The organism is Cytobacillus gottheilii (assembly GCF_001636345.1).
Lineage (GTDB): Bacteria > Bacillota > Bacilli > Bacillales > Cytobacillaceae > Cytobacillus > Cytobacillus gottheilii.
Genome location: NZ_KV440945.1, coordinates 640,247 through 666,788 on the forward strand (window position 1 = coordinate 640,247; position 26,542 = coordinate 666,788).

Consider the following 26,542-nt stretch of genomic DNA (forward strand, 5'->3'; position numbering starts at 1 on the left):
GGTTGTCTGTTTCTGAACAAAGGGTGGATTTTGATGGAAGTTAAAACAACGGTCGTACCTGTCAGTCAGAAAAAACCCATGACGTACGAGAAGCAAAAACGGTTGTTGGGTGTGGTATTTTCACTGCCTGCATTGATTCTCTTATTTACCTTTTTAATCCTGCCGGTTATTCTGGCATTTGTCTACAGTTTTATGAATTACAACATGCTGAACCCTGATGGGAAAGTATTCACGGGATTAGATAACTATATCAGACTCTTTCAAGACTCTATTTTTCTCACAAGCTTAAAAAATACGCTTTATTTTACTATCCTGGTTGTTCCTATTCAATGTTCAGTGGCTTTAGGCCTTGCTCTGCTTGTAAATAAAAAGGTCAAGGTAGCTGGGATCGGAAGAGTGTTCTTCTTTAGTCCTGTTGTTACCTCTATGGTGGTTGTAGCCATTCTCTGGACGTTCTTATACAACGTTGATAGCGGAATTATTAACAATGCACTTAATTTCTTTGGAATTGAAAATCAGCCATTCCTGTTGAGTGCAGACCAAGCGATGAACTCAATCATCTTTATGAGTGTCTGGCAAGCGGCCGGATTTCAGATGATGATATTTTTAGCAGGACTAAAGGATGTTCCTGAAGAGCTGTATGAGGCTGCAGAAATGGACGGAGCCAATGTATGGCAGAAGTTTAAGCATGTTACGCTGCCTAGTATTTCTCATGTGACAGGGTTTGTTCTAATCATTACAACGATTCAGGCCTTCCGTTTGTTTATTCAGCCTTTTGTGATGACAAATGGAGGACCCAGTGATTCGACCAAGACCTTGGTATTCATGTTATATGAAAATGGATTCCAGTTCAGGGATGTTGGTTATTCTTCCGCAATCGCAGTTGTATTTTTTGTTATTGTGTTAGTTTCATCCTTTATTTTAAAGAAAGTATTAAAGCAGTAAAGGAGGGATATGTATGAGTTATCAAACAAAAGAAAAAATGAAAAAAGTCTTCTTATCCATTGTTATTCTCGTCCTTGGCTTTCTATTTATAGCCCCCCTTCTTTGGATGATTATTGCTTCGATAAAACCAGAAACAATGATATTTAAGGATATGGGATTCTCCGCCTTTTTTCCGAAGGAGGTCACATTTGATAATTATATGGCCATCTTATTTTCAGAGCGGGTAAACTTCTTTCATTACATGTGGAATAGCATACTTACTGTGTCCTTAACCGTCCTTTTTGGATTATTTGTTAATTCCCTTTGTGCCTATGCGCTTGTAAAGTTGAAATTCCCTTTTAGCAACTTTATCCTGTTAGTGATTATCGCTCTCTATGTAGTGCCATTTGAAAGTATGTTAATTCCTCTATATATCGTTGTTAACTCGTTAGGCTGGATTAATGAGTATCCTGCTCTCATTGTTCCTTTTATTGCTTCGGCATTTAATATTTTCTTGTTCCGTCAGTTCTTTATGGGTTTCCCCAAGGAACTGGAAGAAGCAGCAATGCTCGATGGAGCGAGTCCGTGGCAGACCTTCTGGCGTGTAGTCGTACCTAATTCGAAACCGGTATTTGCAACAGCGGCTATTTTAACATTTGTCAGCCAGTGGAGTGATTTTATGTGGCCGCTGATCGTTGCAACTGACAAAAAAATTCAGACGGTTCAAGTAGGAATTCAGTATTTATTTGCCGATCGAACGATTGAGTATGGGCAGATTATGGCAGCTCTTACTCTGACCACCATACCGGTTATACTAATCTTTATCTTTTTCCAGCGTTATTACGTTCAGGGAATTACCTCAAGTGGAGTGAAAGGGTGATAAAAATGAATAAAGTAGAGAAGTTTCGTCCTGAGATTCATTTTAGTCCGGAAAAACATTGGATCAATGACCCAAACGGATTGGTTTTTTACAAAGGAGAATATCATTTGTTCTACCAGTATCATCCTCAAAGTACCGTCTGGGGACCGATGCACTGGGGGCATGCGATTTCAAAGGATCTAGTAACTTGGGAAGAAAAGCCAATTGCCTTATATCCAGATGAATTGGGAGCGATATTCTCTGGCAGTGCTGTAGTTGATTGGAATAATACTAGCGGCTTGCAGACGGGAGAAGAAAAGGTTCTAGTCGCCATTTTTACTCACCATGGAGAGGACAATGAAAAGCAGAGTATTGCTTATTCGAATGACTGTGGCCGGACCTGGGTGAAGTATAGCGGGAACCCAGTGATCGTTAATCCGGGACTGAAGGATTTCAGAGATCCGAAGGTGTTCTGGCATGAAGGAACATCTCAATGGATCATGAGTTTAGCTTGCGGAGATCACATTCGGTTCTATGGATCGCCGAATCTGTTGGAATGGAAGCATCTATCTTCTTTTGGTGAAACATATGGAACTCATGACGGGGTTTGGGAGTGCCCGGACTTACTTCATCTTCAAGTAGAAGGGGAAGAAGAAAAGAAGTGGGTACTGATAGTGTCATTAAACCCAGGTGGACCAAATGGCGGATCTGCTATTCAGTATTTCACCGGGGAGTTTGATGGACGTACGTTTGTAACCGATCAAAAGGAGTCAGATGTTAAGTGGGCTGACTGGGGTCGAGATTTTTATGCAGCAGTGACCTGGAGTGGTGTAGAGGAACCAACCTGGGTGGGGTGGATGTCAAATTGGCAATATGCAAATCAGACTCCTACTGATGAGTTCAGGGGTGCCATGTCCATTCCAAGAACACTTTCTTTAATAAAAAGAGAGGCTGAGTATGTTTTAATACAAAGACCTATTGAGTTAAAGGGAGAAAATGTACTTGAACGAGCGAATGAGTGCCTTGAAGAGATTAAGGTGGATGTGCCGTCAGGGGCTTATACCTTTGAAATGAACCTGGAAAATGCACCTTCGTTTACGATTGAATTAGGTGGTTTAAAACTTGCGTTTGATAAGAGAGCGAAGGAATTTCGGATTGATCGAACCAATAGTGGATTCATAGATTTCTCTGAACACTTTGCAAGTGTAGATGTAATGCCTCTTGAAAAGGTTGAAGATATGACAATAATTGCTGATCGAACATCTATTGAGGTATTTATTAACGGGGGAAGTGCAGTGATGACAGAAACCTTCTATCCAGTCAATGCTATAAGTGAGATGACGATAAGAAGTGGAATGGGTGAACCTATTAACGCCAAACAAATAAAAGTGAAACGTATTTCGCTATAGAGGAAAGGTTGAGGTGTAATGGGGATTTGGAATGGGAAAACGGGGAGATTTCTTAGTCAAATAGCCAATGTTCTTATACTGGCTGGTATATGGGTGGTTGGATGTCTTCCGATTATCACCATTGGACCGACTTGCTTGACGGTCCTAGCGGTGATTAGGGAATGGCAGCTAAATAAAAATGATAGTGTATTACGCAGCTTTCTTCAGTTGTACCCTTGTTATTTTAAACAGGGACTACTCGTGGTAAATGGATGGCTCGTTGCAGGAATCATTTTAGCCATTGATTTATATGTTATAAGTCAAATCGATTCAAATTGGAATATTCTTTTTCTCTCAGTCATAACAACCGGAGTTATTTTCTGGTTATTACTCGGAACTGCCCTTTTTCCCTGTTTAATCCAAAATCAGAGTAAGGGGTGGAAACTTTTCAAAGTTGCCCTTTACCTAGCGATGAAGGACCTCAAAACTTCCTTCGCCACCATTATGTTCTGGCTTGCAGGCCTTTTAGTCAGCTGGCAATTTCCGATTTTCATAATGTTTGCCTACATTCTCGTATCCTGTATTGTCGTAAGACTTGGGGACAGGTACACAGCAAACATGGAGAGGGAAATGCCCCAAACGCAGAAAACGAACGAGGCCATGTTCGTATCCAGATAGAGAAGAGGTGAATCATGAAAGGGAAGGTTTATTGTATAGGAGAAGCTTTAATAGATTTTATTGCCACCCAAAAAGGGACAGCATTAAAAAATTCTACTGCGTTTGAAAAAGTGGCAGGCGGTGCTCCGGCCAATGTGTCAGCTTCAATTGCCAAATTAGGAGGAAAAAGTTCTCTAATTACAAAGCTGGGTAATGATGCTTTTGGCGATTATCTAATAAGTATATTAGAAAACAGCAAGGTCGAGGTCGATAAAATCTATAGAACAGACGAAGCGAACACAGCCCTTGCTTTCGTATCTCTGAAAAATGATGGAGATCGTGATTTTTCCTTTTACCGAAATCCTTCAGCAGATCTATTATTAACTGAACAAGAAATAAAAGAAGAATGGTTTACAGAAGAGGATTATCTCCATTTTGGTTCTGTTGATTTAGTAGAAAGCCCTATGAAATACGCCCATAAGAAAGCAATCCAAGCGATAAAGGAACGAGGTGGGCTAGTCAGCTTTGATCCCAATGTCCGCTTGTCATTATGGAAAGAACCAACCAGCTGCCGTAATGCCATACACGAGTTCTTACCCCTCACTCATCTATTAAAGATTTCAGACGAAGAGCTGGAATTTATCACTGAGATACCCGATAAAGAAGAAGCCATCCGCTCTCTTTTTGTAGGGGATGTACAGGTGGTGCTTTATACAAAAGGAGCCAATGGCGCAGAGCTTTATACAAAACAGGGGCACTATGACTCACCAGGCTTTACTGTTCAGGTAGCCGATACAACTGGTGCTGGAGATGCCTTTATGGGAGCATGCTTGTATAAATTAATGGAGAACGGTGTAACTGTTGACCGATCGGTAGAGTATATTCAATCAAACCATCAAGACATGCTGATGTTTGCTAATGCGTGCGGTGCTTACACCGCATCTGTTATGGGGGCGATTCCGTCTTTGCCAGGGATGGGGGATATAGTGAGGTTTTTAGGGGGCCAGACCCCCGCTGGTTTAAAGTAGTATTGTGTTAAAGTACTTGCTGCTTAATGAGTCCAACACCCGCTGGTTCTATTTACCACCTAATGACAAGGTATGTAACAGTGGGTTTTGGGGACAGGTTCATCAACCCAAAAGGATGCGCAATTAGGATTTGAATGGACCTCACCTTTTTGGTGGGGTTTTTTCATGTGTATATGGAGAAGTTGCGCTTTGCCTAATTTGTGTTTTGCTTTTTTGTGACAAGTGTCCAATTATATGCTAATTTACTCATTTTAATGGTAAAATTATCAAGAATTAAAATTTGAAAGGAGTGTTTATCATGAAAAAAGCATTAGTTATCATTCTAGCCATCATTTTTCTTTTACCGATTCTAATCATCTTAGCTCCCTTTGCTATTCCGTTCTTGCTGTTAGCCGGCATCCTCGTATTGAAAAGGCAGTATCCGGCTATTAAAGGGGCAGTAGGGGAGCGCTATGTGAATAAAGAGCTGATTAAACTCGGCGAGGGCTATAGAATCTATTATGATCTGTATGTGCCAAATGGAGAAGGCGGGACCTCGCAGGTGGATCATATTGTGACGTCACCATATGGGATCTTTGTCATTGAAACAAAGCATTATGAAGGCTGGATTTTTGGCGGGGAGAAACAGAAGCAATGGACACAGACCATTTATAAACGAAAAGAGAAATTCCTCAATCCTATCTGGCAAAACTATGGTCATATCCAAACCATAAAAAAATACATCGATCAAGGAGACTTTCCCTATATTTACTCAATCATTGCTTTCTCTCAGAATTCAACTTTCAAATTTAAAGAAGACTTTCACTCTGCAAAAGTGATTCAATTTCCGCAATTAGTACAAGCCATCAAGGAATGGGATGCTGCGGTTCTGAATGAAACGCAGCTAAAAAAGATTGATGCAGCACTTGAAAGATTAATCATTACGGATCAGAACGCAAAGAAAGAGATGAAGAGAAAGCATGTAGAAGATATTAAACATAACCGCAAAGCAAAGATGCAGAAAGAAAAAGAAGAAACTAAACAGCATAAATGCCCGAAATGTGGTGGAAGTTTAACAATGAAAAAAGGGAAATATGGCGCCTTTTACGGATGCAGCAGCTATCCGAAATGCAGGTATACCTCGAAGGTTTCTTGAGAATAACGAAAAATGACCATCCTTATGTGATGGTCGAAGACGCTTATCCTGAATAGTTGTACTGTTTTCTATGCTTTTCTTTCACCTTAGCAGAGGCCAATGTATATGGTTTTAACATGTCATAAAGTGCATCAATCTCTTTCTTGTTCAAATGCTTCGGACTATTGGCATCTTCGTATCTCATAAACGTTGGCAATACATCTCTGTTAATAACAGAGGTGTTGAGATTGTCATATGTAATACTTTTAAGCTCACACCGTTCGCTGAAAACAACGATATTAAAGATGAATTTATCTGTTAACGCATATAACACCTTCATCACGGCCTTTATATGTGTTTGGTTCTGCTTAATCGGGTTATAGAACTTATTTTTCTTCCCATTCTTCAAAACCTGTGTCCAATATTGATCCTTCTCATGACCGAAAATCCATCCGCTATAATTCTTTGACTCCATAATATAAATACCGGTCTCATGAATAAAAACAAGATCGATTTCACTAATATAACCGTTATCTATCTCAATATATAAATTGCATAATGTTCGTGAATACCCAGGCGTATCATTCAAATACTCATACGTTAAATATTCACCATAAATTCCATCATCCTCATCCAAATCCCTCTTTGTATAACCTGTCTCCTGAAAATAGTTAGCCATGATTTCGGGATTGCCTAGACTTTGATACCTTAAAGTTTCTAGAATTTTGTCGATATCCATTTTCATAGAATTTCACACCGTTTCTATTGAATTTTGGTTGGGGGGAAGTAAGAATGCATAGATTACTATTAACAGTGAAACCTTCTTTCCAGCTTTTGTTTTTTCTACTACTGTAATTATCCAATCTATTTTTTTAGATCCTTCATAGAAATTTTATGTATTGGTATATATACTTATTTTCCTTTATGAAGGTTTCGTATTAGGAGGGGTTTTGGAAAATTTTTTCTATCGATTGCGCTCATGACCTTAATGAGTGATGAGTTTTTTTTGAGGGGTTGATGCTCCACAAACAAAGTAACTAGTCATTGGCCTTCTTAGAATAGCACCAAAGAATTAGGTGAATTTACCAATGATCATTCCATTCATTTGGTATTAGAGAATGCTATTATTATATCGGACAGTCTCTTAATCTGGAGAAGTAAAAACCAGTACATTTGTTAACTCTATAAATGAAAATTGGAAAGGTTATTTAACGAATGAGCAGTAACTCCTAGATCAACAAACAGCTAAACAACATCAAGAATAACTTATAGGAGGAAATGTAAATGGATGATGAATCATATGATGGATCTGACGGTGGGATGTACACCGGTGGCAGTTCTAAAGGATATAAAGGCAAGACTATGATACCCCGTTTTAAAATAGTAGGATATCGAAAAAAGCGTTCAAGAAGAAATATGGGTGTCAAAAAGCTTGAGCCAGTAGACATTTTTGCAATTTGTGTGGTATTTACTATGCTTGTGACTTTAATTTTTCATATGGAATGGTTATTCGCGTCATTTTATGCGGTATTTGTTTTTTATACAATGCTCACTAAGAATGTTAAGCCAATTAGATTTGTATCAAAGGTACTGGGAATAATGGGTATGTTATTCTTTGCGGCAATTACCTTCGTATTCTTAATTGATATTATGGATGCAAATATAGATCCAGCTATACTGATTGCCTATGGATATATTATTAGAATCCCTTTGTTAAGCTGGAGCATAGTTTGGTTACTAGAGGGATGGACCCATTTGGTTAAAACAAGGAAAATGGCAAAAGAGCACTTTATAGAAAAAGAGAAGTCAACCAGACTCTTATTACTAAACATAGCTAAGATTAGTTACATTGCTTCGGCAGTCGTTATAATAGTAGCAGCAGGTAAATTTCTTTATCTTTTATTTTCTTGGGGTTCTGTAGTGTTTGGTATGCTCCGTTATTTTGATTATTGGAATGTTGATTTAATAATAGGATTCACTTTGTTAGGGAAATTTTTACAATGGTTAGCAAATAAAAAGTAGACTATTTGTGATTGATCCGCTGAAAAGTTGTCGATTGAGATGTTTAGATGTTGCAGGCATCTCTTTTTTTCATTTAAATACCTTCTTTTAATGATCTACATATCCTTTTTGTAAGTAACACTTCACCTCTCTCTAAAAAATCTTCGATCGTCCTACCAAGTCGCAAAACCCTATTATACCAATGTTTTTCCACCCGCACCCAATAGTTGCATCAGCTCGCAACGACAACGATCTTTACTTTTTATAAAATTTTCACCAATATGGAATCATAGATGTTAAAAGGGTGGTTAATGAAATGGTGTTTGGTGAAAAATTAAAAATGGAGAGAAAGAATAAAGGCTGGTCTCAGGAGGAGTTAGCGGAGCAACTGTTTGTGAGTCGGCAATCAGTTTCTAAATGGGAGAATGGCCAGAATTATCCGAGCATTGAAATCATCATTCGTTTGAGTGATCTCTTTGAAATAAGCATTGATGAGTTATTGCGGAGCGATGAGGAATTAACAGAAAAGGTCATTAAAGATAGTAAACAGCTAGCTCATCCGAAGCTAAAATTTTTGTTTGATGTTGTATTCTTAATTGGGTTTGTTTTTTTAATTCTAAAGATAGGGATCATACTATTAAACAAATTTACCGCTTTAGAACTCACATTCATGAACGGTTCATTTTTCTGGAATTTTGGACCGCTTTTACTGATGGTTGGAGGAGGAATTGGATCCGGGGTGGTGAAAGATAAATATAAAGAGGATTAATATGAATGGGTTTTGGGGACAGGTTCCTTAACCCATTGATAACTTTTCAATGTAACGCCTCAACAAATAAAAACCGCAGATCCTGAATTCAATCAGAATCTGCGGTACTCAATGTCCGCCTACAACGTCAATAAAACCCCAGACTTATCATCATGCTGCTTCAACCGTGGATAGTAAATACATGCCGGGTCTTCTGTTTCCGTTTCGATAATCTCTTGTTCCAGTGCTTCAAGCCCATTGGCAAAGGCTTTATCAGCCGACTGAATCCAGGTGTTTTTGCTAGGATAGTTTCTATGATCATGGACTTTTAAACCATCGGAAAGTAATAGAATCTGTTTAACGGCGATTAAAGGAATTTTCCCGGATTCTAAGAACTCAATGGCGTCTTCATCTCCATCAATGATTCCATAGCCTTCATATGTATTGAGCTTATTGCGGTTTGAACGAAGGAGTTCTTCTTCTTCCTGTCTGAATTCAGTTTGTTTCTGTTTTATTTTTTCAGGAGAAAGGGTTTCAATTGGTTCTGTCTCTTCAAGTTTTCTCCATTTGGCTTCAATTTTGCTGATGGCTGTAAGGTCTAAGCGGTCGAGATGGTCGTAGGTGACTTGACGAATGGAATCATCTGAGAACTGCAAGAACAGCATACAGTCACCTGCTGAAACATATTCAAGGAAGGCTGGGTTTCCCTTCGAATCTCTATGAATTTGAATGGCGCTGATTCCGCAAGAGCTTCTTTTGTATTTAGGGATTTCTTCAAAAGAAATGTCCTTGTATTGCTGTTCAACAGCCTGATGAAGCTTGGTATTTCCGTCTATTACCCTCTCAAGCAGGGAAAGATCAGACTCTTGTTCCAGGCTTTCTTTTATAATATTTGCAGCAATCGCTCCTGAAAGTCCACCGAGACCTGTTGCTCCATCTATAACGGCGAAAATATCCTCGCCCTTGTTAACGACTATGGCATCTTCATTTACTTCGCCAATTCCTTTTGTATACACTGTGCTAATCTTCATGTTCCCGTCACCTGCCTATTTTATGAAATAGTATGCTAGAAATGAACCAATTATAGTGATCACCGCTGCTAGGCTAACCCAAATGGTGCTTCGCCGATTTGTTTTTTTGACTGGAAAAAGGAATCCGAATCCGACGAACGCTAATACGAGTGAACTGGAGAGAATCAGGATTAACAACGCACTCTCTAGAAAAGTTCGATTTTCTAATAGATTCATGGACCCGATGGTAAAACTAATGATCGCTGTAAAGAAACCAAGCATCTGAAGGTTCTCGGATTTAAGCTTCGAGATTGATTCTTCTACTTCAACCTTTGATTCCTCTAAGCTTTTTTCCGTAACAGTGATTTTCTCAGAAAACATATCTGTAAACTCATTAGTCTGAATGCGATTTAAATGGTATAGGTAATCATTAATTCGGATCGCATAATCCTTTTTCGTAGATTCTTCCATATCGATAGCTTTTCGGATAGCATCTTTGGCCTCCGGGTATTTCCCTAGTGCTGCCAGTACCCTTCCTTTTGTGGAGTGAAACTTTGCATAACGAGGAGAAAGGTGAACCACACGGTTGATCGTCTGGTAGGCTTCTTCTAGATCTTGCGTGCTAACAGCTAGACCTTGTTCTCTTGAATTGACCACTGCTTCAGCATAATGATGAAGGACCCCGACTTGATTTGGAAGCTTCTGTGTCGCTTCTCTGGCAAAAGCCATTTCCTGCTCAATGGCCTCATTTGTTCCAATTTCTTTATATAACAGAGATAGGATATGAGGATAGAGCGGATAATCAACAAAGTGCTCTCCATAAACCTCAACTAAATCCTTGAACTGACTGATATTCTTCATTCTCCGTGCATAAGTGGCCAGCAACACAAAAATAGAAAAGAGAATATCTTTACTCTCAGTGGTTGTATAAATATTTTGGCTGAGGAAGGTGTGTAATTCGTGATATTCACTGTCCTCCAGCCCTTCAGCCATCTTTGTTAACTTAAGTTCAAAGTCCCTTGTCTTATGATCCGGAAGAACTTCCATCTCCTGCATCAGTGGCGGTCTTGCCAACGTTTCCATGTTCTCACCCTTTTATGGCTCTTCTTAAAGGCCGGTTTCTTTCTATTTATTTTATGATGAAAAATTCTCCATTTTTACACATATTTTATCGTAGAAGTGGGGAAGGGGCAAGGTGGGTTAAGGGGACAGGTTCCTTAACCCAAAGTAAGAACTAAATACGCGATAAGGGATTGTAAGAGAAGAACTTGGGAAATAGTATTTGGGCTATCCGGAAATTGTCGAAAATTGCAGTGACAATCTATTAACGTTATATATAATAGATATAGGGGAAATGAGAAAAAAGTACTAATGTTGGCGGATCGCCGTATGCAGTGAAAGCTGCCCGTGCGGTGAAGGCTCGTTATAATGCATAAGACGAGAATAGCGAAGAAGAAACACCTGTAGTTGGAGATATGAGTCTTGGCGAAACGGCTGCTCAAGTTTATTTTGATGGCTTTATTTTAAATAGTATTGTCCCATCAGGTTTAACTGATATTAAAGTTCAACTATCGACTGATGACGGCGAAACTTGGGTAGACGGGATTGTATTGTCAACAAGTAACAACAATAATGTAATTGAACATGGAGATACTACGATCACAGTTTATCAATTGGATGATAACACGACTTATAGAGTGAAATTATCCGGATTAAATGCTGATACACCAGTAGAATCAAATGTTGTTGAAGTTACAACAGCTATAAATCCATACTAATTATTGAATGAGCCTCACCTTTAAGGTGGGGTTTTTTCATGCATATTTGGAGAGGATTGTACGGTAACGGCGATGTGTGATGTGAAATAAGATTGTTGATTTTGTGACACCTACCTCCAGAATTGTAGAAATATGTCAGTGACTTTTCTTCAATAATCAATATAATAAAGCTAGGGGAATAAGAAGAAAGTACTACGGTTGATGGATCGCCGTATGCGATGAAAGTCGCCTGTATGGTGAAGGCTCGTTATAAAGCAATATAGAAAATGTATAAGACGAGAATAGCGGTCCAAATGTAACAGGTATCATGACAGTAGCACAGCAAGGTGTAAAAGCTGAAAATGAGACTTACATGCTTACTTCGAATAGCATAAAACTTGTTAAAGGGAATGCGACTTTTAATGTAATCACTGCGAATCCAGCAACAACACAAACATTTGATGTTGCCAATGGCATGTCTACTGTGATGGCATCTGAATTCGCAAATCAACTTGTGTTGGATAATTATGTTGTGACTAGCAAATACAACAGTTCAACTGCTAAGAGTGATATTATGATCACATCAACACTTAGCGGAGATCAATCGGATCTGTCTTTCTCTTGGACAGAATCAGGTACAACAGCACTTGATGGTGTAACACCACAAGCTATTTTAGATCCTGCTTCTTTTAGGGGTCCTACCAACAAAACGCGGAAAACATACGCTAAGCAAAATTCGACATGAATAAAGTCGATTTTTCCTACGCTAAGGAATCATCGGCCTATATTTTATCGGATAAGGGGACGGAGTGAATTTAAACTTGCTACTTTGTTCATATCAAACGTGTATTCCCCAAGAAAATTAATATGTTCCCATCCCAATGGGGAAATATGTTTTAGTAAGTCTTCTTCTCGTAAAGCTCCTTTTTCTTTCAGAAATTTTGCGGCTTCAGTAAGATATACAGTGTTCCATATGCTAATGGCGTTAATTAAAATGTTTAATGCACTGGCGCGTTGAAGCTGATCTTGCAATCCTCTTTTCCGTAATTCGCCTCGTTTCCTAAAGAATAAAGCTCTTGCAAGAGCGTTCATCGCTTCACCTTTATTTAATCCTCGTTGAATGCGACGACGTAGGGCTTCGTTAGATATGTAATCCAAAATAAAAATGGTCTTTTCAATTCTTCCCATTTCTCGTAAAGCAGTAGCTAATTTATTTTGTCTTGCATATGACCCTAATTTCCCCATAAAAGAAAAGAATCAAGGGACATTCTTGATCAAACTTTTTTCAAAGCTACAACTAAACAAGTTGTTCTAACCGTAGTGTGAAAATATAAGATTATGGTTTAAAATGTACAGTTAGACTGATTAAAACATTTAAGAGTCGTATCAAAAAAATACGGAAAATGCATGTTATCTGGGCTAAAAGGGAAAATTCATTTGGCATGTTAAATGTGTAAATTAAAAAAAGTATAGAGGTTTTGTTTGACAATAAAAAAGTATCTATATATATTGTAATTAGCTATCTTGTAATGCAAATTAGCTATAAAACGCTATCTTGTATTACAAAGTAATGGGGGGAAGAGCTTGACGATAAGAAGTCAATTGTTAAAAGGAATTCTAGATGCATGTGTTATGGCGATCGTAGAAGAGCAGGCCATTTATGGATATGAATTATCACAAAAGCTACAAAAAGCTGGACTGCCTGATATAAGTGATGGGACGATTTATCCAGTGTTACTGAGATTGCAGAAAAACGGATTTATTCGTAGTGAAATGAGGCCTTCTGATTCAGGTCCTAACCGAAAATACTATTTTTTAACGGATAATGGAACAGAGGAGCTTGAACGGATTGCAAAAGAGTGGATGCTGATTGCAAGTCCAGTTAGCAATTTATTAAAAAGAGGTGAAAACAATGCGAAGCACAAAACAATTAATCAATGAAAATAATGAAAAACGTAAGCTATTAAATGCCGAGAATGAATTATTATATGAGGATTTTTCACTATATATCAGAACCGATTTACGAGTAGCCGAGCACGAAAGTGAGGAACTTCTAATGGATTTACTTGATCATCTTTTAGAAGGACAGGAAGACGGAAAGACAGCGACTAACTTATTTGGGTCTCACCCACGAAAATACGCAGATGAGCTAATAGCAGGACTTCCGCACGAGAAGAAACGAAATGTCATTCCTTATGTGTTTTCTCTAGTGTTCAATTTACTAGGGTGGTTCAGTTTAATTTATGGAATGGTAAACCTTGTTTTACAAAGGTTTACAAAAGTAGATGAAACTATTTCACTTGGTAATAGTATTGTGCTATTAACTGTAATTATGATTGTTACTGCTTTCGGAGTGTTCGTTATTTTCAAACTTATTCGTTCGACACTTTTCGTTAATAAAAAGCAAAGAAGACGAGCCTTCTGGAAGGCCGGTTTTTTTGGAGCAGGTTCGTTTGCACTTATTATGTTCTTAACTAGGATAATGCCTGACTTTGGACCAGAGGTTAATTTTGAATGGTGGGTTTATCTAGTTATAGGTGCCGTGTTGGTTATTATTAGTAAATTGGTTAGAAGCATAACTACATAAAATACGTTTTATCTAGTACTTTTCAAGCAAAGAAAAAGGTGGGCTTTTTTTGTTAATTAATTGGATTAAATGGAAATTAAAAATTAGATGGAAAAGTCAAATGAACAATTTCATTTTTTTTAAAAAAATAAAACAGGTAGAAAATATTTGGGTTTGGGTAGTATTATGGAGTTTGATAAGCTTTAGTACCCTTCTAGGAGGGAGTTACTTACTTTTTAAAACAACTATCCTAAATGAAAAATTAACTGTAAGTGATCAACCATCAGGAATCTTATCAACCCTTGCTCTTCAAATTCTGTATTCTTTAAGGGAAAATCATTATCTATTATGGTCATTACTTTTTTTCATTATATTTATAAATGCAATAATTTCCGGAATCGCTTCATCTAAATGGCAGCTACAGGCTGTAGATAGAGACTGGTTAATGATAAATCTAAAGACTAGCGAACATAAATCTAATATCTATATTTATTTAGAATCTTTAACTTGGAATTCAAAAGTTTTTCTAATGGCATACGTTCCAATCATATTATCACTTGGGTATTTACTAAATCTAACACCAATAAAAATAATCTTAATTTTGTTCATTACTTTTTTGCTTTTTATAGTTTTGGGAATAATAAGTTCTATTTTCCATAATAAATATATGTGTTTACAAAGGAAGCGAAATCATTTTTTATTACGACTAGTTACAAATATTCTGATAAGGTGCTTTCTATTTGTTCTAGCCTTAAATATGAGTAATCGATTAGTGCCTTGGATTAAAAACTTCCCACTAACATCAAATGAAATTGATATTGAAAAATATTACCAATGGATGCAACTTGGCACCAGTTCTCTAGCAAAATTATTTGAACCGATAAAAGATGTAATTACATTCTCTCTATTACCGAATAGTATCTTAGCAACTTATGCCATGGGGGAACTGGATTTAAAGGACTTACTAATTTTCAGTGTAATATTGACTATATTTGTTGGATTTACAGTCCTTCTTGCCTTTTCTAAAAGTAAGCCATCTAAAGGTATTTATTATCCATTTTCTTTTTATGAAAAGTGGATTGTTTCTCTAAGTGCTATTGTGAATAGACAATCATATATAACCTTTTTAATTAGAAATGATATTCGTACTACCTATTTCTTTCATAGATTTCCTATACTTCTAGGGCCATTGTCTTTCTGGATTCAATTGGGCATATTTACGAGTTTTATTCAAGTCTTTGAGCCATTCGATAAAATGTATCATTTTATTCTAGCTTTTTATTTCTTCTTTTTTGTATTTTTTTATGTATTTACAATGTTCTGGGGCTTAAATGGAATGTTCTCAATGGATAGTGTTGGCAAACATATCATTTTGCATCTTTTGTCTAAAAAAAATGCTTGGTCAATTTTTCTTTATAAATTTCGATTATTTTTAATTACTACACTTCCGTTATTTATTGTGTGTGACATTCTTTTTATGATTATCAATCAAGTTCCTTTAAATATTTCGATTATAGTTGGGGTATCTCACCTATTATTTTATTTTTTATTAACTATCATAATATTTTTACCATCAGTGATTAGTCCGCATTACAACTTTTTAAATATTGAACAATTAGAAGATTATCCAGATCAAAAAGCAGTACGGAACCTTATCAGGTACTTAACAGTAGGTATTTTTATCCCTTGTTTAATGTTACCTATAGCACTTTTAATGTCCGATTTCATTAGTATCTCACAGTATTTACATATAAACGCAATTGGAATCACTGTATTGTTTTTAATACTTTCGGGAAGCTTAGTTACAATTATTAAGCATAAATTAGTAAGGCTTAAGTGTTTGGATGACTTTTCTTTATAGGAGGGATTATATTGAATAGTATTTTGGAGTTTCAAAACGTAAAAAAAATAATTGAAGGGAAACCAATCTTAAAAAATATAAGTTTTGTAGTACCGGAAAGGAAAATTGTTGCCTTTTTAGGACCAAATGGAGCAGGTAAGACTACTACACTTAAAATAGCTGCGGGTCTATTAGAACATGAATCAGGTCAAATCATTATAAATGAAAATGAAAAATCACTTTATAAGTCAACCAATCCAGTTATGTTTATCCCTGACTATCCCTTGCTATATGAAGAATTAACAGGTTTTGAGTATGTAGAGATGATGATTGACATGTTTCAAATAAAGAAGAAAAATCCATATGAAAGCCTCTATCGTTACGATATGGATGACGAGCTGCACAAAAAAGTGAAGGATTTATCTTTGGGGAATAAGAAAAAGATTGCTTTATTTACAACCTTATTAAGTAATCCATCACTTTTATTGCTGGATGAATTTACTTCAGGTATTGATCCTATTAATATGAAGATAATCAAAGCAATTCTTCTGGATTACGTTAATAATGGGAATGCCATTCTTTTATCTACGCATCAATTAGAAGTAGCCCAGCATTTTTGCGATACGCTCATATTGATTAATAATGGTGAAATACTAGAAGATAATCTATCAATCACTTCGGTAACTGAAAATCATTCTACTTTAGAAGATTATTTTATATCTACATTGAAGACTAATGGGGGGAAATAATGAAAAAAATTTTTATTTTAGGAACTATAGTATTTTCTTTATTTGCCATTATTCCATTAATTTTCTCAATTTATAATGGTAATGCTAAAGATTCTATTGTTATTTCTTGTATTCTTATTGGCGTATTAGCTTTCACATTTATTGAATATAAGGGTTCAAAAAACAAGAGAGTAAAATAATCTTTATATTTAGGGGTAGCGTCACATGCCCATCAAGGTAAGAGATCATAATACCCCAGAACGAAAATTTTGTGTATCTTACTCGTTTTTATCGTTTTGGGGTAACTCGTTATTGTTAGCTTGATGGCGATGGGGTCCTACCAGCAAAACGCGGAAAACATACGCTAAGACAATTCATGGAAATGAAAAGCCGACTTTTCCTACGCTAAGGAATCATCGGCTTTTTTATTTTGCGATTAATACAGAATATTTAACTTTCACTTTCCAAATATCTATATAACGTAGATTTACTAATTCCTGTTTCATCTTTTATTTCAGTCAGACTATAGTTCTTACTTTGATACATAACAATTGCACGTTTTACATTTTCGTCAGGTTTTCTTGGTCGTCCTGAAATGATTCCTTTTTGTTTTGCTTCATACAATCCTTTTTTTGTTTTTTCGCTTATTACATCGCTTTGAAAATCAACAAGGTGTTTCACGATGTCACTGAAATAATATCCAGCCCTATTACTTGTATCGATTCCCTCAGATAAAGAAAAAATAAAGGCACCTTTACTATCGATTATTTCTAATAACTCCACTAGATGACGTGTTGAATCAGCTAGTGTAAAAAGTTTTGTAACAACTATTTTATCACCTTGGCTGAGATTACTTATCATATTTTTAAGCTGTATTCTTTTTTTGGCGGATGAATGGTCTTCTTTAATGATCGTTTCACAATTCATTTTTGTTAAATTTCCGAGCTGAATTTTACAGTTGAGATCGTCCTGATAAGGTCTCATATAACCAATTAACATTACATGCTCTCCTAACTATTCCTGCTTTTACTTATGATACCATAAATTTTCTTAACAAAAATAGTCCCAAAAAGGTTCATTTTTGGGACGAATGGTGTTACACTCTTTTTATTGAATATCGCCCCGACTTTTATGAGAGTTAAAAGTCAAAAAATAACTTAGATGAGGTGTAGACATAGTGGTAGAAAAGTTAAAAAAAGAATGGTTTTCAAACGTAAGGGCAGATGTCCTTGCTGGAATTGTTGTAGCACTGGCCTTAATCCCTGAAGCAATTGCCTTTTCCATCATTGCAGGAGTAGACCCAATGGTCGGCCTATATGCATCTTTTTGTATAGCCGTGTTATTATTTCATTTGTAGGTGGTCGCCCAGGGATGATTTCAGCTGCAACGGGTGCCATGGCGTAACTTATGGTTCCTTTAGTGAAAGAACATGGATTGAATTATTTATTGGCAGCAACCATATTAACAGGTGTATTCCAAGTGATTTTTGGTGTATTTAAAGTAGCAAAAGTAATGAAATTTATCCCGAGAGCAGTCATGATTGGCTTTGTTAACGCATTAGCCATTATGATTTTCATGGCTCAGGTGCCTCACTTTATCGGAATTTCTAACATGACGTATATTTTTGTCGCAATTACACTGGTCATTCTTTTTGTAGTACCTAAATTTATTAAGTCTATCCCTTCACCATTGATAGCAATTGTTGTGCTAACAGCTATTGCGATATATTCAGGTGTTGAATTAGGTACAGTTGGAGACTTGGGAGCTATTACACAGTCATTGCCAGCATTTTTTATTCCAGACGTTCCATTTACGTTTGAAACGCTTGCCATTATTTTTCCATATTCGTTTGCCTTAGCCATTGTAGGTCTATTAGAAAGCTTACTAACAGCATCCATTGTGGATGATATGACAGGGACTGAAAGTGATAAAAATAAAGAGTCGAGAGGACAAGGAATCGCGAATATGATTACAGGTTTCTTTGGAGGAATGGCTGGTTGTGCAATGATTGGACAGTCTGTGATTAATGTAAAATCAGGAAGACGCGGGAGATTGTCTACCTTAGTTGCAGGTGTATTTTTGATGTTCCTTATTATTGTATTAGGTGATTTAGTTGTTCAGATCCCGATGCCTGTTCTTGTGGGTATTATGATCATGGTATCCATTGGTACATTTGATTGGTCTTCCTTCACTTATTTAAGAAAAGCACCAAAAAGTGATGCAGTCGTTATGTTGGTGTCAGTTGGTATTGTTGTTGCAACGCATGATTTATCGCAAGGAGTTATTGCAGGTGTCATATTAAGCGCATTATTCTTTGTTGCTAAAACTTCAAAGATACAAGTTACTGAACGAAAAGAAAATCAAAATATGATATTTAATGTAAAAGGTCCATTATTCTTTGCATCTGTTGAAGGCTTTGTAGAATCATTTGATTTCACTTTAAAAAATACAAATATTATTATTGATTTCTCCAATACAAATGTTTGGGATGATTCAGCTGTGGGAGCTATTGATAAAGTAGTCATTAAATTTTATGAGAATAATAATAAAGTAACGATTCAAGGTTTAAATTCTTCTAGTAAAAAACTCGTGGAAAGATTAGCTATATATAATGATGCAAATGCAAAATTATCGACACATTAATTTTTCAGGAGGAGTGAAAAATTGTGTATAAAAATATCCTATTAGCTGTCGATGGATCGGAACATTCATTACGAGCAACGCAAGAAGTAATAAAAATCGCTTCATTAGTCAACGAATGTAGGATTGAGGTTGTATATGTAGCTGATTTTTCAAAATCGAAAAACGAAGTTCTTCATTCTCAAGGAAAAGAAGAAATAGAACTGTCACGGCGAAAAAAACTCCTTCCTATTGAAGAAAAATTGATAAACTTATAGATCCCTTTGTAGACAATAGAAAAACCCCTTTTGCATGGCTGAGGGAACTTCCCGGCCAATCTTCACCTGAAGCCTTTTTAAAAGTAATAAAGCGCTTAGAATATATTCGAGATTTAAAATTAGAAATAAATACAGAACAAATCCATCCCAATCGGTTACTTCAATTATCTCGAATTGGAGCACGGTATGAACCACACTCATTTCGAAGGTTTAAAGAAAAGAAGAAATATGCAATTCTAGTTGCCTATCTAGTAACACTAAGCCAAGATCTAATTGACCAAGCAATTGAAATTCACGATCGACAAATGATGATTTTACAATCAAAGGGCCGTAAAACACAAGAGGAAATGCAAAAAGAAAATGGAAAAGCAGTGAATGAAAAAGTCGTGCATTTTGCAGATATTGGTGCAGCACTTATTCAAGCAAGAAATGAAGGGCTTGATCCATTTAATGCTATTGAAATGATTATGCCATGGGATAAAATTGTTTCTTCCGTCGAAGAAGCACAAAAATTAGCCCGACCGATGGATTACGATTATCTAGATTTGTTAGAAAATCGTTTTTCTTACCTAAGAAAATATACTCCTACTTTTCTTAAATCTTTTGAATTTCGTTCTACACAAGGTACAGATCCACTATTGCAAGCCTTGAAGACCCTAAATGAAATAAATGAATCTGGTAAAAGGAAAATTCCAAATGATGCCCCAGTAGATTTTATTCCTAAACGTTGGAAGAAGCATGTTTATGGTGAAGATGGAGTAATTAATCGACACTATTATGAGATGGCTGCACTAACAGAGCTAAAAAATCATATTCGATCCGGCGATATATCTGTAGTCGGTAGTAGACTTCATAAAGATTTTGAAGAGTATCTTGTTCCTAAAGAAGAGTGGACAACAACTCGTCTCACGGAAACTAAACTAGCCGTTCATTCATCGGCAGATGAATATCTTGAAGAAAGAAGAAAGTCACTAGCTCAACGCCTTACATGGGTTTCAAATAATCTTGATTCTCTGGAAGGAGTAAATATCGAAAAGGCTAAGATCCGAGTGGACCGTTTGGAGAAGAATACACCCGAAGAAGCAAGAGCGTTTAGCCTGTCTTTATATAATATGTTGCCGAGAATAAAGCTCACTGATCTTTTAATGGAGGTAGCACACTGGACAGGATTTGACGAAATGTTGATACATGCCTCAACCAATGGTCCACCAAAGGGAGAGGAAAAAGTAGTTCTCATGGCTGCTCTCATGGCAATGGGAACTAACATAGGACTTACTAAAATGGCAGAAGCCACACCAGGAGTTACCTATCATCAAATGGCTAATGCAGCGCAGTGGCGTTTATTCGATGATGCTATAAGTCGTGCACAAGCTACATTAGTAAATTTTCAACATAAGCTTAAACTAGCTTCATATTGGGGAGATGGAAGTACCTCTTCTTCTGATGGAATGCGTGTACAGGTTGTTGTTTCATCGTTACATGCCGATGCCAATCCACACTATGGGTCTGGAAAAGGAGCAACAATTTATCGATTTACTAGTGATCAATTTTCAAGTTTTTATACGAAAGTCATTAATACCAATGCTCGTGATGCTGTACACGTTATTGATGGATTACTTCATCATGAGACAGATTTAAATATTGAAGAGCATTTTACAGACACAGCTGGCTACGCCGACTCAGTATTTGGATTGAGTCATTTACTAGGATTTCGTTTTGCACCAAGGCTACGTGATTTAGCTGACTCTAAGCTATTCACCATCCAAACGCCAAATGAATTCCCCAAATTAGAAAATATACTCCGTGGTCGTATTAATACTAAAATGATTCAAGAGAATTTCGATGACGTATTACGTGTAGCTCATTCTATTCGAGAAGGAAAAGTGTCCGGTTCACTTATTATGGGAAAATTAGGGTCGTATGCGAGACAAAATAAACTTGCAACTACTTTGCGAGAAATGGGGAGAATCGAAAAGACCATTTTTATTTTGGATTACATATCTAACGAAACACTACGCCGTCGAATTCAACGAGGACTAAATAAAGGGGAAGCTATGAATGGTTTAGCGAGAGCCTTATTCTTTGGAAAACGTGGTGAATTACGGGAACGAGGAATACAAGACCAGCTACAACGTGCAAGTGCTTTAAACATTCTAATAAACGCTATAAGCGTATGGAATACCGTTTATCTTACAGAGGCAACAAAATTATTGAAGGAAAAGGGAAATTTGAGAGAAGATTTACTTAAACATATTTCTCCGTTAGGATGGGAACACATTAATTTTCTTGGTGAATACAACTTTGATGCGAGTAAAGTAGCAAGTTTAAATTCACTCCGTCCCCTTATCCGATAAAATAAAGGCCGATGATTCCTTAGCGTAGGAAAAATCGGCTTTATTCATGTCGAATTTTGCTTAGCGTATGTTTTCCGCGTTTTGTTGGTAGGACCCCTTTTAAGAAAGTGCATGATGGCAGCAACGGCAACGTTGAAATGGCAACCCTTGAATTAAGTGGAACGACTGGAACAGGTACCATTTATGTTCAAGTTGGATTCCGAACATTCATTGTTGCAGTTGAAGGTGGAGATACAGCTGAAGAAGTGGCTGACAAAGTATTTGGAGAAATTGGTGTGAACGGTGTTAATGGTTATACGCAGTAAATAACGGTAATGGGACTATTACATTTACATCAACTGTTCAAGATAATGTAGAAGATTTAACAGTATTAGTTACAAACTGAGTTCAATTGACCTCACCTTTTGGTGGGGTTTTTTTATGCGGGTTTGGCACCAATTGTGTGGTATGGTTAAATCAAAAGTCAGCAGGGAGCTGGATTCTTTATCACAGGGAGTCATAACTATGGATTCTTCAATTCACCTTAATTTTGGTAATCATTCAAGAAATTAGAATAGAACCGTCACTAAGGAGTTAAAAATATGCTGATCCAATGCACAAAAAAATTATTAGACCAACTGAATATTAAAGCAGAAGCAGCAGTTGAAGAAGAGCCGTTTTTTTCCTGGCATGCCAATTTGCTAACCATTAATCGCAAGAAAACGATTGTATTGGTCAATAATTTAACAAGGTATACAGTTGTTTTATATGGATTAAAGAGTAAGGATTTTAAAAGAATAGACGAACTGATGAAAGAAGCCATTTCTGACGCCCTTCATGAAGAAGGAATTAAAGAAGAGGTGATTGAGCGGTATTTCAATCATGCTCGGAAGGTTACGTATACGAAGACAAAGGACCGTACTCACGTAGCACGTCTGAATAAAGGGTGCGAGTATGTCCAGGTTTATGAGGATGAATTGGATGATCAGAAGATCTCTAATCCAAAAGCGGGGAAACTGGCTAGTATGTTTCTAGTGAGTGATGGAAAAAATGGTTACCTTTATCCACACGAAGAATTGTTTCAACACCTTGCGACTTTTGCAGGAGAATCGATCTTTCGACTAAGAGCGGTTCAATTAAAAGTCAGCCTGCAGCTAGAGGGACACACCGTTTGGCGTCGGTTGGTTGTTCCGTTGCATCGGACATTTCCCGACTTGCATGAGATTCTTCAAGCCGCCTTCGGATGGAAGGACTATCACCTTCATGAATTTACTTTTTATGAGGGAGGGAAGTCGGGCCAAGCGTCACCTTTTCCAAAACCTGTCCTGACGCTTGCTTGTGATGAAGTGGCATTTTATAACCCCAGTCAGCATGAAATGAAGATGGAAACAGACATCAAGCTGTCAGAGTACCTGCCTGAGCATCAATTCCATACCTACACTTATGACTTCGGTGATGATTGGAAGCATGAAATAGAGGTGGAGAAGACGATTGAAGACTATGATGCACCATATCCAATCTGTCTTGATGGGCAAGGCAACACTCCGCCAGAAGATGTCGGCGGATCATTTGGATATGAACATTTCCTATCTATCTTAGCGAATCCCGACGATCCTGATTATCAGCATATGCTTCAGTGGGGGAGAGAGCAGGGATATGGGGAGTTTGAGTTGGAGCGGGTGAATTGGTTGTTGCGGAGGAGATGAGAGAGGGCACTATCAGATATCTTGCGATGGAAGATTTTTTGAATGTCATTCGATAGAGGTTTTCTAATAGTTTTATTAACAGGCTAGTTAAACTTTGTGAACAAAATTAAGACGAGAAAAAAATACTCCCGTAATTTGTCGAAATTTGTAGTGACTTTTCTCTCAAAGTGAATATAATTAGCTTAGGGGAATAAGGAAAAAGAACTACAGTTGACGGATCGCCGTATGCGATAAAAGTCGCCCGTGCGGTGAAGGCTCGTTATAATTCATAAAGCGAGAATAGTGTTCCTGAATTAACACCGATATTATTAGATGCGCCAAACGTTACCATAGTGGATCCAAATCTAGGCAGCAGATGTCTTTTTACATTTACAGATGATGAAACTTGGAGAAATGCTCTTACATCAATCACACTAGTTGTAGATGATGAAGAACTAGAAGAAAACTTCCTTAACAGCAGCATAGTTACTCCTGGTCAAATAGATCTGGGAGGAACATGGCCAATTGAAAGTGTTAAATATACAATTACCATCTCTGCTGAAGGCTACGAAGATGTAGTGTTAACTAGATAAGCAGTCTTAAGAAAGAACCTCACTTTTTTGGTGGGGTTTTTCTTTTTGACAAACTAGTGTTAATGAGTGAAGCGTGGAGCATAAAGCATGCTACGTCTAATGTAGGCTTCAGTCTTTTTCCCTTAGTGATTTTTCGGTGTGATATGCTGCACTCCAGCCATTGATTTTTCAATTTTAAGGAAAATCAAAACACTGCTGATCCCAACAAAATCAGCACCTAAATCATACCAATCCGCTCCCCGGCCAAAAAAAGGCTGCAGTAACTCTGTGATGAGCGCAAAAAGAATTGCGAAACCAAAAGTTAATGTGAATCGCGGGATATTTTTGAATAATAGATATGTAAAAGTTGCAAACATTAGCGCATGCCCAGTAAGCTCAAAAGCGCTCGCTTGCATAAAAGGGTAAACAGGGAAATACAGATCGGCGGAGGGATTGGGGTTGATATGAAATGAGAGGTGCCCCTCTAAAAAGAATGCTGCTACGTTATTTATGAAAAGTCCTATGCACATCACGATTATCCAAAGTGCTAAACCTAGTTGTTTCATCTTAATCCGTCAACTCCTGCCTTTTTATAAATACCCATTATGAACATAATTGAACGGATTTAGACGTATTAGTCGCAAGTGCAGTTTTTATCTTAAACCAAAAAGTGAACCGATAACTGGTTCACTTTTTGCTTATAAATTATTTATCGTCTTCGTTGTCATCCATTTTCTTAAACACGTCGAAATTATACTTGCCGCTTTTTTCACGAATAATTGGGTACTGTTTAGTTTTTTCGTCAGTGCTGATATCTCTTACTTTAATGCCATTCTTTTTGGTGGAATCCAATAAGATAAATCCATCATACCTTCTGTTTTTAAGAGAATTATAATTAACTTCCACCAGAATTGTGAAATGGTAGTTGAGTATGACATTGGCATTGTTTCCGCTATTCTCAATGTCGATAATTTGCTTAGGGTTAAACCACATGCAGTGTTCGCTTTTTGGCGAGTGAGTAGGAAACATACAAACTTCCTGGTATGCGTTCACGATGATGGGTGTCATATACCCTTTTCCAAGAATGATGCGGGCACTCTTTGTTGCGCCTTTCAAATCTGAGCCGACAGAGGTGAGGGTGTATTCGAGGACTTCTAAAGGTGTCATACGAACTAAGAAGGTCTGATTACCTTCTATCACTCGAGTGTATAAATGTCCGTACATGTAGTGCTCACCTTTAATTAAGCTAGTAAGGTGATTAACTGCGTAACGATCAAGAATGTTCATTTTTCACTCTCCTATTTAGTATAAAACCTTTGAAAAGTCTCTAAAGGCTTGTAAGCCAACTACATCCTAGGCTGCGGTCATCAACTGCGTTTTCATGATTGGATCATTTCTTGTATACATTCCACCACCTTATTAACTGCATTGCATCTGGACTAGCTTTCTTTTGTTCTATGAATGGATAAGGCAAATATATGTAAGATTGTGTTCCTTGCTATATGAATAAGCTAGTCTAAATGTCTTATGTCTAACATACCAAATTTTACCTCGTTAATTAGTTACAATTTTGTGAAAATATAGACGGATTGAGAGGGGGATTGTGCGGTTTGTTTGGGGATGTTGTGGTTGTGTAGTGTTGTGCGGTCTGACTGGTCACAGTGACGCCCCGGAATTGCTCGAAGTTTGTCGATTATGTGCAAACTTTATATAGAGCCGTGGGCGCCTATTTTTATTTAAACTTAGGCAATAGTATTCAATCAATAAGAAGTGTCGAATTATGTCTAGAAGATATAGGGAATTGATTGAATTGATATAGTAAAATAGAAATAGGTAAATATGTTTAAATTGGTATTTTATAGAAGTGAAAATGTAATATTTAACTGTAAAGGAGAGAAGAAATGGATCTGAATTTTTTTGATGGATTTAAAATGGGCTTAGAGTTCATGTGGGCTATGCTTACTGCTGAACCTTTGTTATCAATTGGACTAGCCGTATTATTTGGAGGCTTGTTTATCTTTGCTCTACTCGTTAACTTCCTTAGAGAACAAAAGTTAAGAAAGTCAGGTATTTTAGATGTTGATACTATGTCAGGAAGAATGTTTGAAGAATATCTTCAAACGCTGCTAAGGACAAAAGGATATCAGGTGCAACTAACACCTGCCACTGGAGACTATGGTGCAGACCTAGTGTTAACAACAAAAGAGAAGAGAATTATAGTTCAAGCTAAAAGGTATAAGAAAAATGTGGGTGTTAAAGCTGTACAAGAAATTGCTTCCGCCAAATCACACTATAGAGCAGATGAATGCTGGGTTATGACGAATAGCTTCTTTACCGAGCAAGCTAAAAAACTGGCAAACTCTAATCAGGTTAAATTGATAGACCGGAAAGAGTTGATGGGGTGGATGCTAGAGATGAAGAAGGGTGCGTAATAG

26 protein-coding genes and 3 pseudogenes are annotated in these 26,542 nt (G+C 37.0%); 22 read left to right on the forward strand and 7 right to left on the reverse strand.

All coding sequences use genetic code 11. From position 1 onward, the window contains the following. The first annotated feature begins 33 nt into the window (after positions 1-33). The 6 genes from A6754_RS03040 to A6754_RS03065 all read left to right on the forward strand — a co-directional run bounded on the left by A6754_RS03040 (position 34) and on the right by A6754_RS03065 (position 5,991). Complete coding sequence (locus A6754_RS03040; protein WP_257297394.1) at positions 34-945, forward strand: carbohydrate ABC transporter permease; 912 nt, start codon at positions 34-36, stop codon at positions 943-945. A 13-nt stretch (positions 946-958) separates the two neighbouring features. Continuing rightward, positions 959-1,804 (forward strand): carbohydrate ABC transporter permease, encoded by an 846-nt coding sequence (locus A6754_RS03045; protein WP_066442454.1) that lies wholly within the window; start codon positions 959-961, stop codon positions 1,802-1,804. 5 nt (positions 1,805-1,809) lie between these two features. Then, on the forward strand, positions 1,810-3,192 hold the full coding sequence (locus A6754_RS03050) for a glycoside hydrolase family 32 protein (RefSeq protein WP_082851797.1): 1,383 nt from the start codon (positions 1,810-1,812) through the stop codon (positions 3,190-3,192). 18 nt (positions 3,193-3,210) lie between these two features. After that, positions 3,211-3,849, forward strand: coding sequence for a DUF624 domain-containing protein (locus A6754_RS03055; RefSeq protein WP_066442456.1), 639 nt, complete (start codon positions 3,211-3,213; stop codon positions 3,847-3,849). A 14-nt stretch (positions 3,850-3,863) separates the two neighbouring features. Continuing rightward, positions 3,864-4,856, forward strand: a complete 993-nt coding sequence (locus A6754_RS03060) for a carbohydrate kinase family protein (protein WP_066442457.1) — start codon at positions 3,864-3,866, stop codon at positions 4,854-4,856. A 298-nt stretch (positions 4,857-5,154) separates the two neighbouring features. Then, positions 5,155-5,991 carry an NERD domain-containing protein gene (locus A6754_RS03065; protein ID WP_066442458.1) on the forward strand — a complete coding sequence of 279 codons (837 nt, stop codon included), beginning with the start codon at positions 5,155-5,157 and terminating at the stop codon, positions 5,989-5,991. Positions 5,992-6,034: 43 nt separating this feature from the next. Here A6754_RS03065 and A6754_RS03070 read toward each other — a convergent pair whose 3' ends face one another. Next, positions 6,035-6,715: a nuclease-related domain-containing protein gene (locus A6754_RS03070; RefSeq protein WP_066442459.1), complete on the reverse strand. Its 681-nt coding sequence runs from the start codon at positions 6,713-6,715 to the stop codon at positions 6,035-6,037. Positions 6,716-7,254: 539 nt separating this feature from the next. Here A6754_RS03070 and A6754_RS03075 point away from each other — a divergent pair. Further along, a complete protein-coding gene (locus A6754_RS03075; RefSeq protein WP_066442460.1) occupies positions 7,255-7,992 on the forward strand; it encodes a hypothetical protein in 738 nt (245 codons plus the stop codon). A 295-nt stretch (positions 7,993-8,287) separates the two neighbouring features. Further along, entirely contained in the window at positions 8,288-8,740 is a 453-nt protein-coding gene (locus A6754_RS03080; protein ID WP_066442461.1) for a helix-turn-helix domain-containing protein, read from the forward strand. 119 nt (positions 8,741-8,859) lie between these two features. On the opposite strand, the gene A6754_RS03085 is transcribed toward A6754_RS03080, so the two are convergent. Together A6754_RS03085 and A6754_RS03090 are read right to left on the reverse strand one after the other, a co-directional pair. Next, positions 8,860-9,750, reverse strand: a complete 891-nt coding sequence (locus A6754_RS03085) for a hypothetical protein (RefSeq protein WP_066442462.1) — start codon at positions 9,748-9,750, stop codon at positions 8,860-8,862. 15 nt (positions 9,751-9,765) lie between these two features. Then, positions 9,766-10,812: a tetratricopeptide repeat protein gene (locus tag A6754_RS03090; protein ID WP_066442463.1), complete on the reverse strand. Its 1,047-nt coding sequence runs from the start codon at positions 10,810-10,812 to the stop codon at positions 9,766-9,768. Positions 10,813-11,204: 392 nt separating this feature from the next. Here A6754_RS03090 and A6754_RS03095 point away from each other — a divergent pair, with 392 nt between their 5' ends. Together A6754_RS03095 and A6754_RS03100 are read left to right on the forward strand one after the other, a co-directional pair. Continuing rightward, positions 11,205-11,507, forward strand: a complete 303-nt coding sequence (locus A6754_RS03095) for a hypothetical protein (RefSeq protein ID WP_066442464.1) — start codon at positions 11,205-11,207, stop codon at positions 11,505-11,507. Between the two features lie 307 nt (positions 11,508-11,814). After that, positions 11,815-12,231, forward strand: coding sequence for a hypothetical protein (locus A6754_RS03100; protein ID WP_066442465.1), 417 nt, complete (start codon positions 11,815-11,817; stop codon positions 12,229-12,231). A 44-nt stretch (positions 12,232-12,275) separates the two neighbouring features. Here the strand turns inward: A6754_RS03100 and A6754_RS03105 are convergent. After that, positions 12,276-12,731, reverse strand: a pseudogene (locus A6754_RS03105) (Tn3 family transposase); the annotation flags it as partial. A gap of 339 nt (positions 12,732-13,070) precedes the next feature. On the opposite strand from A6754_RS03105, the gene A6754_RS03110 reads away from it, so the two are divergent. From A6754_RS03110 to A6754_RS03130, 5 genes are read left to right on the forward strand one after another with little or no spacing between them, the layout of a single operon-like run. Continuing rightward, on the forward strand, positions 13,071-13,427 hold the full coding sequence (locus A6754_RS03110; RefSeq protein WP_061794357.1) for a PadR family transcriptional regulator: 357 nt from the start codon (positions 13,071-13,073) through the stop codon (positions 13,425-13,427). Then, entirely contained in the window at positions 13,399-14,073 is a 675-nt protein-coding gene (locus A6754_RS03115) for a DUF1129 family protein (protein ID WP_061794358.1), read from the forward strand. Before A6754_RS03110 ends, A6754_RS03115 begins: the two co-directional genes overlap by 29 nt. 49 nt (positions 14,074-14,122) lie before the next feature. After that, the gene (locus tag A6754_RS03120) at positions 14,123-15,913 is read left to right on the forward strand and encodes a hypothetical protein (RefSeq protein WP_066442467.1); all 1,791 of its coding nucleotides are present in this window, start codon (positions 14,123-14,125) and stop codon (positions 15,911-15,913) included. An 11-nt stretch (positions 15,914-15,924) separates the two neighbouring features. Beyond that, positions 15,925-16,641: an ATP-binding cassette domain-containing protein gene (locus A6754_RS03125; protein WP_066442468.1), complete on the forward strand. Its 717-nt coding sequence runs from the start codon at positions 15,925-15,927 to the stop codon at positions 16,639-16,641. After that, positions 16,641-16,820, forward strand: coding sequence for a hypothetical protein (locus A6754_RS03130; RefSeq protein ID WP_066442469.1), 180 nt, complete (start codon positions 16,641-16,643; stop codon positions 16,818-16,820). The genes A6754_RS03125 and A6754_RS03130 overlap by 1 nt, the downstream gene beginning before the upstream one ends. A 250-nt stretch (positions 16,821-17,070) precedes the next feature. Here A6754_RS03130 and A6754_RS03135 read toward each other — a convergent pair whose 3' ends face one another. After that, positions 17,071-17,619 (reverse strand): recombinase family protein, encoded by a 549-nt coding sequence (locus tag A6754_RS03135; protein ID WP_066442470.1) that lies wholly within the window; start codon positions 17,617-17,619, stop codon positions 17,071-17,073. A 178-nt stretch (positions 17,620-17,797) separates the two neighbouring features. Here A6754_RS03135 and A6754_RS03140 point away from each other — a divergent pair. The 6 genes and pseudogenes from A6754_RS03140 (at position 17,798) to A6754_RS03165 (ending at position 24,128) form a co-directional block, all read left to right on the forward strand. Next, positions 17,798-19,263, forward strand: a pseudogene (locus tag A6754_RS03140) (SulP family inorganic anion transporter). 23 nt (positions 19,264-19,286) lie between these two features. Next, entirely contained in the window at positions 19,287-19,517 is a 231-nt protein-coding gene (locus A6754_RS03145; RefSeq protein ID WP_066442471.1) for a universal stress protein, read from the forward strand. Further along, a pseudogene (locus tag A6754_RS03150) lies at positions 19,499-21,871 on the forward strand (Tn3 family transposase); the annotation flags it as partial. The gene A6754_RS03145 and the pseudogene A6754_RS03150, both read left to right, overlap by 19 nt. 107 nt (positions 21,872-21,978) lie before the next feature. Further along, on the forward strand, positions 21,979-22,176 hold the full coding sequence (locus tag A6754_RS03155) for a hypothetical protein (RefSeq protein ID WP_066442472.1): 198 nt from the start codon (positions 21,979-21,981) through the stop codon (positions 22,174-22,176). A 276-nt stretch (positions 22,177-22,452) separates the two neighbouring features. Next, a complete protein-coding gene (locus tag A6754_RS03160) occupies positions 22,453-23,556 on the forward strand; it encodes a plasmid pRiA4b ORF-3 family protein (protein WP_066442473.1) in 1,104 nt (367 codons plus the stop codon). A gap of 332 nt (positions 23,557-23,888) precedes the next feature. Then, positions 23,889-24,128 carry a hemoblobin-interacting domain-containing protein gene (locus A6754_RS03165; RefSeq protein WP_066442474.1) on the forward strand — a complete coding sequence of 80 codons (240 nt, stop codon included), beginning with the start codon at positions 23,889-23,891 and terminating at the stop codon, positions 24,126-24,128. Positions 24,129-24,250: 122 nt separating this feature from the next. Here the strand turns inward: A6754_RS03165 and A6754_RS03170 are convergent, their stop codons facing one another. Together A6754_RS03170 and A6754_RS03175 are read right to left on the reverse strand one after the other, a co-directional pair. Beyond that, positions 24,251-24,673, reverse strand: coding sequence for a VanZ family protein (locus A6754_RS03170; RefSeq protein ID WP_066442475.1), 423 nt, complete (start codon positions 24,671-24,673; stop codon positions 24,251-24,253). 139 nt (positions 24,674-24,812) lie between these two features. Next, positions 24,813-25,394, reverse strand: a complete 582-nt coding sequence (locus tag A6754_RS03175) for a competence protein ComK (protein ID WP_066442476.1) — start codon at positions 25,392-25,394, stop codon at positions 24,813-24,815. A 614-nt stretch (positions 25,395-26,008) separates the two neighbouring features. On the opposite strand from A6754_RS03175, the gene A6754_RS03180 reads away from it, so the two are divergent. Next, on the forward strand, positions 26,009-26,539 hold the full coding sequence (locus A6754_RS03180; protein WP_257297395.1) for a restriction endonuclease: 531 nt from the start codon (positions 26,009-26,011) through the stop codon (positions 26,537-26,539). Positions 26,540-26,542: the final 3 nt, after the last annotated feature.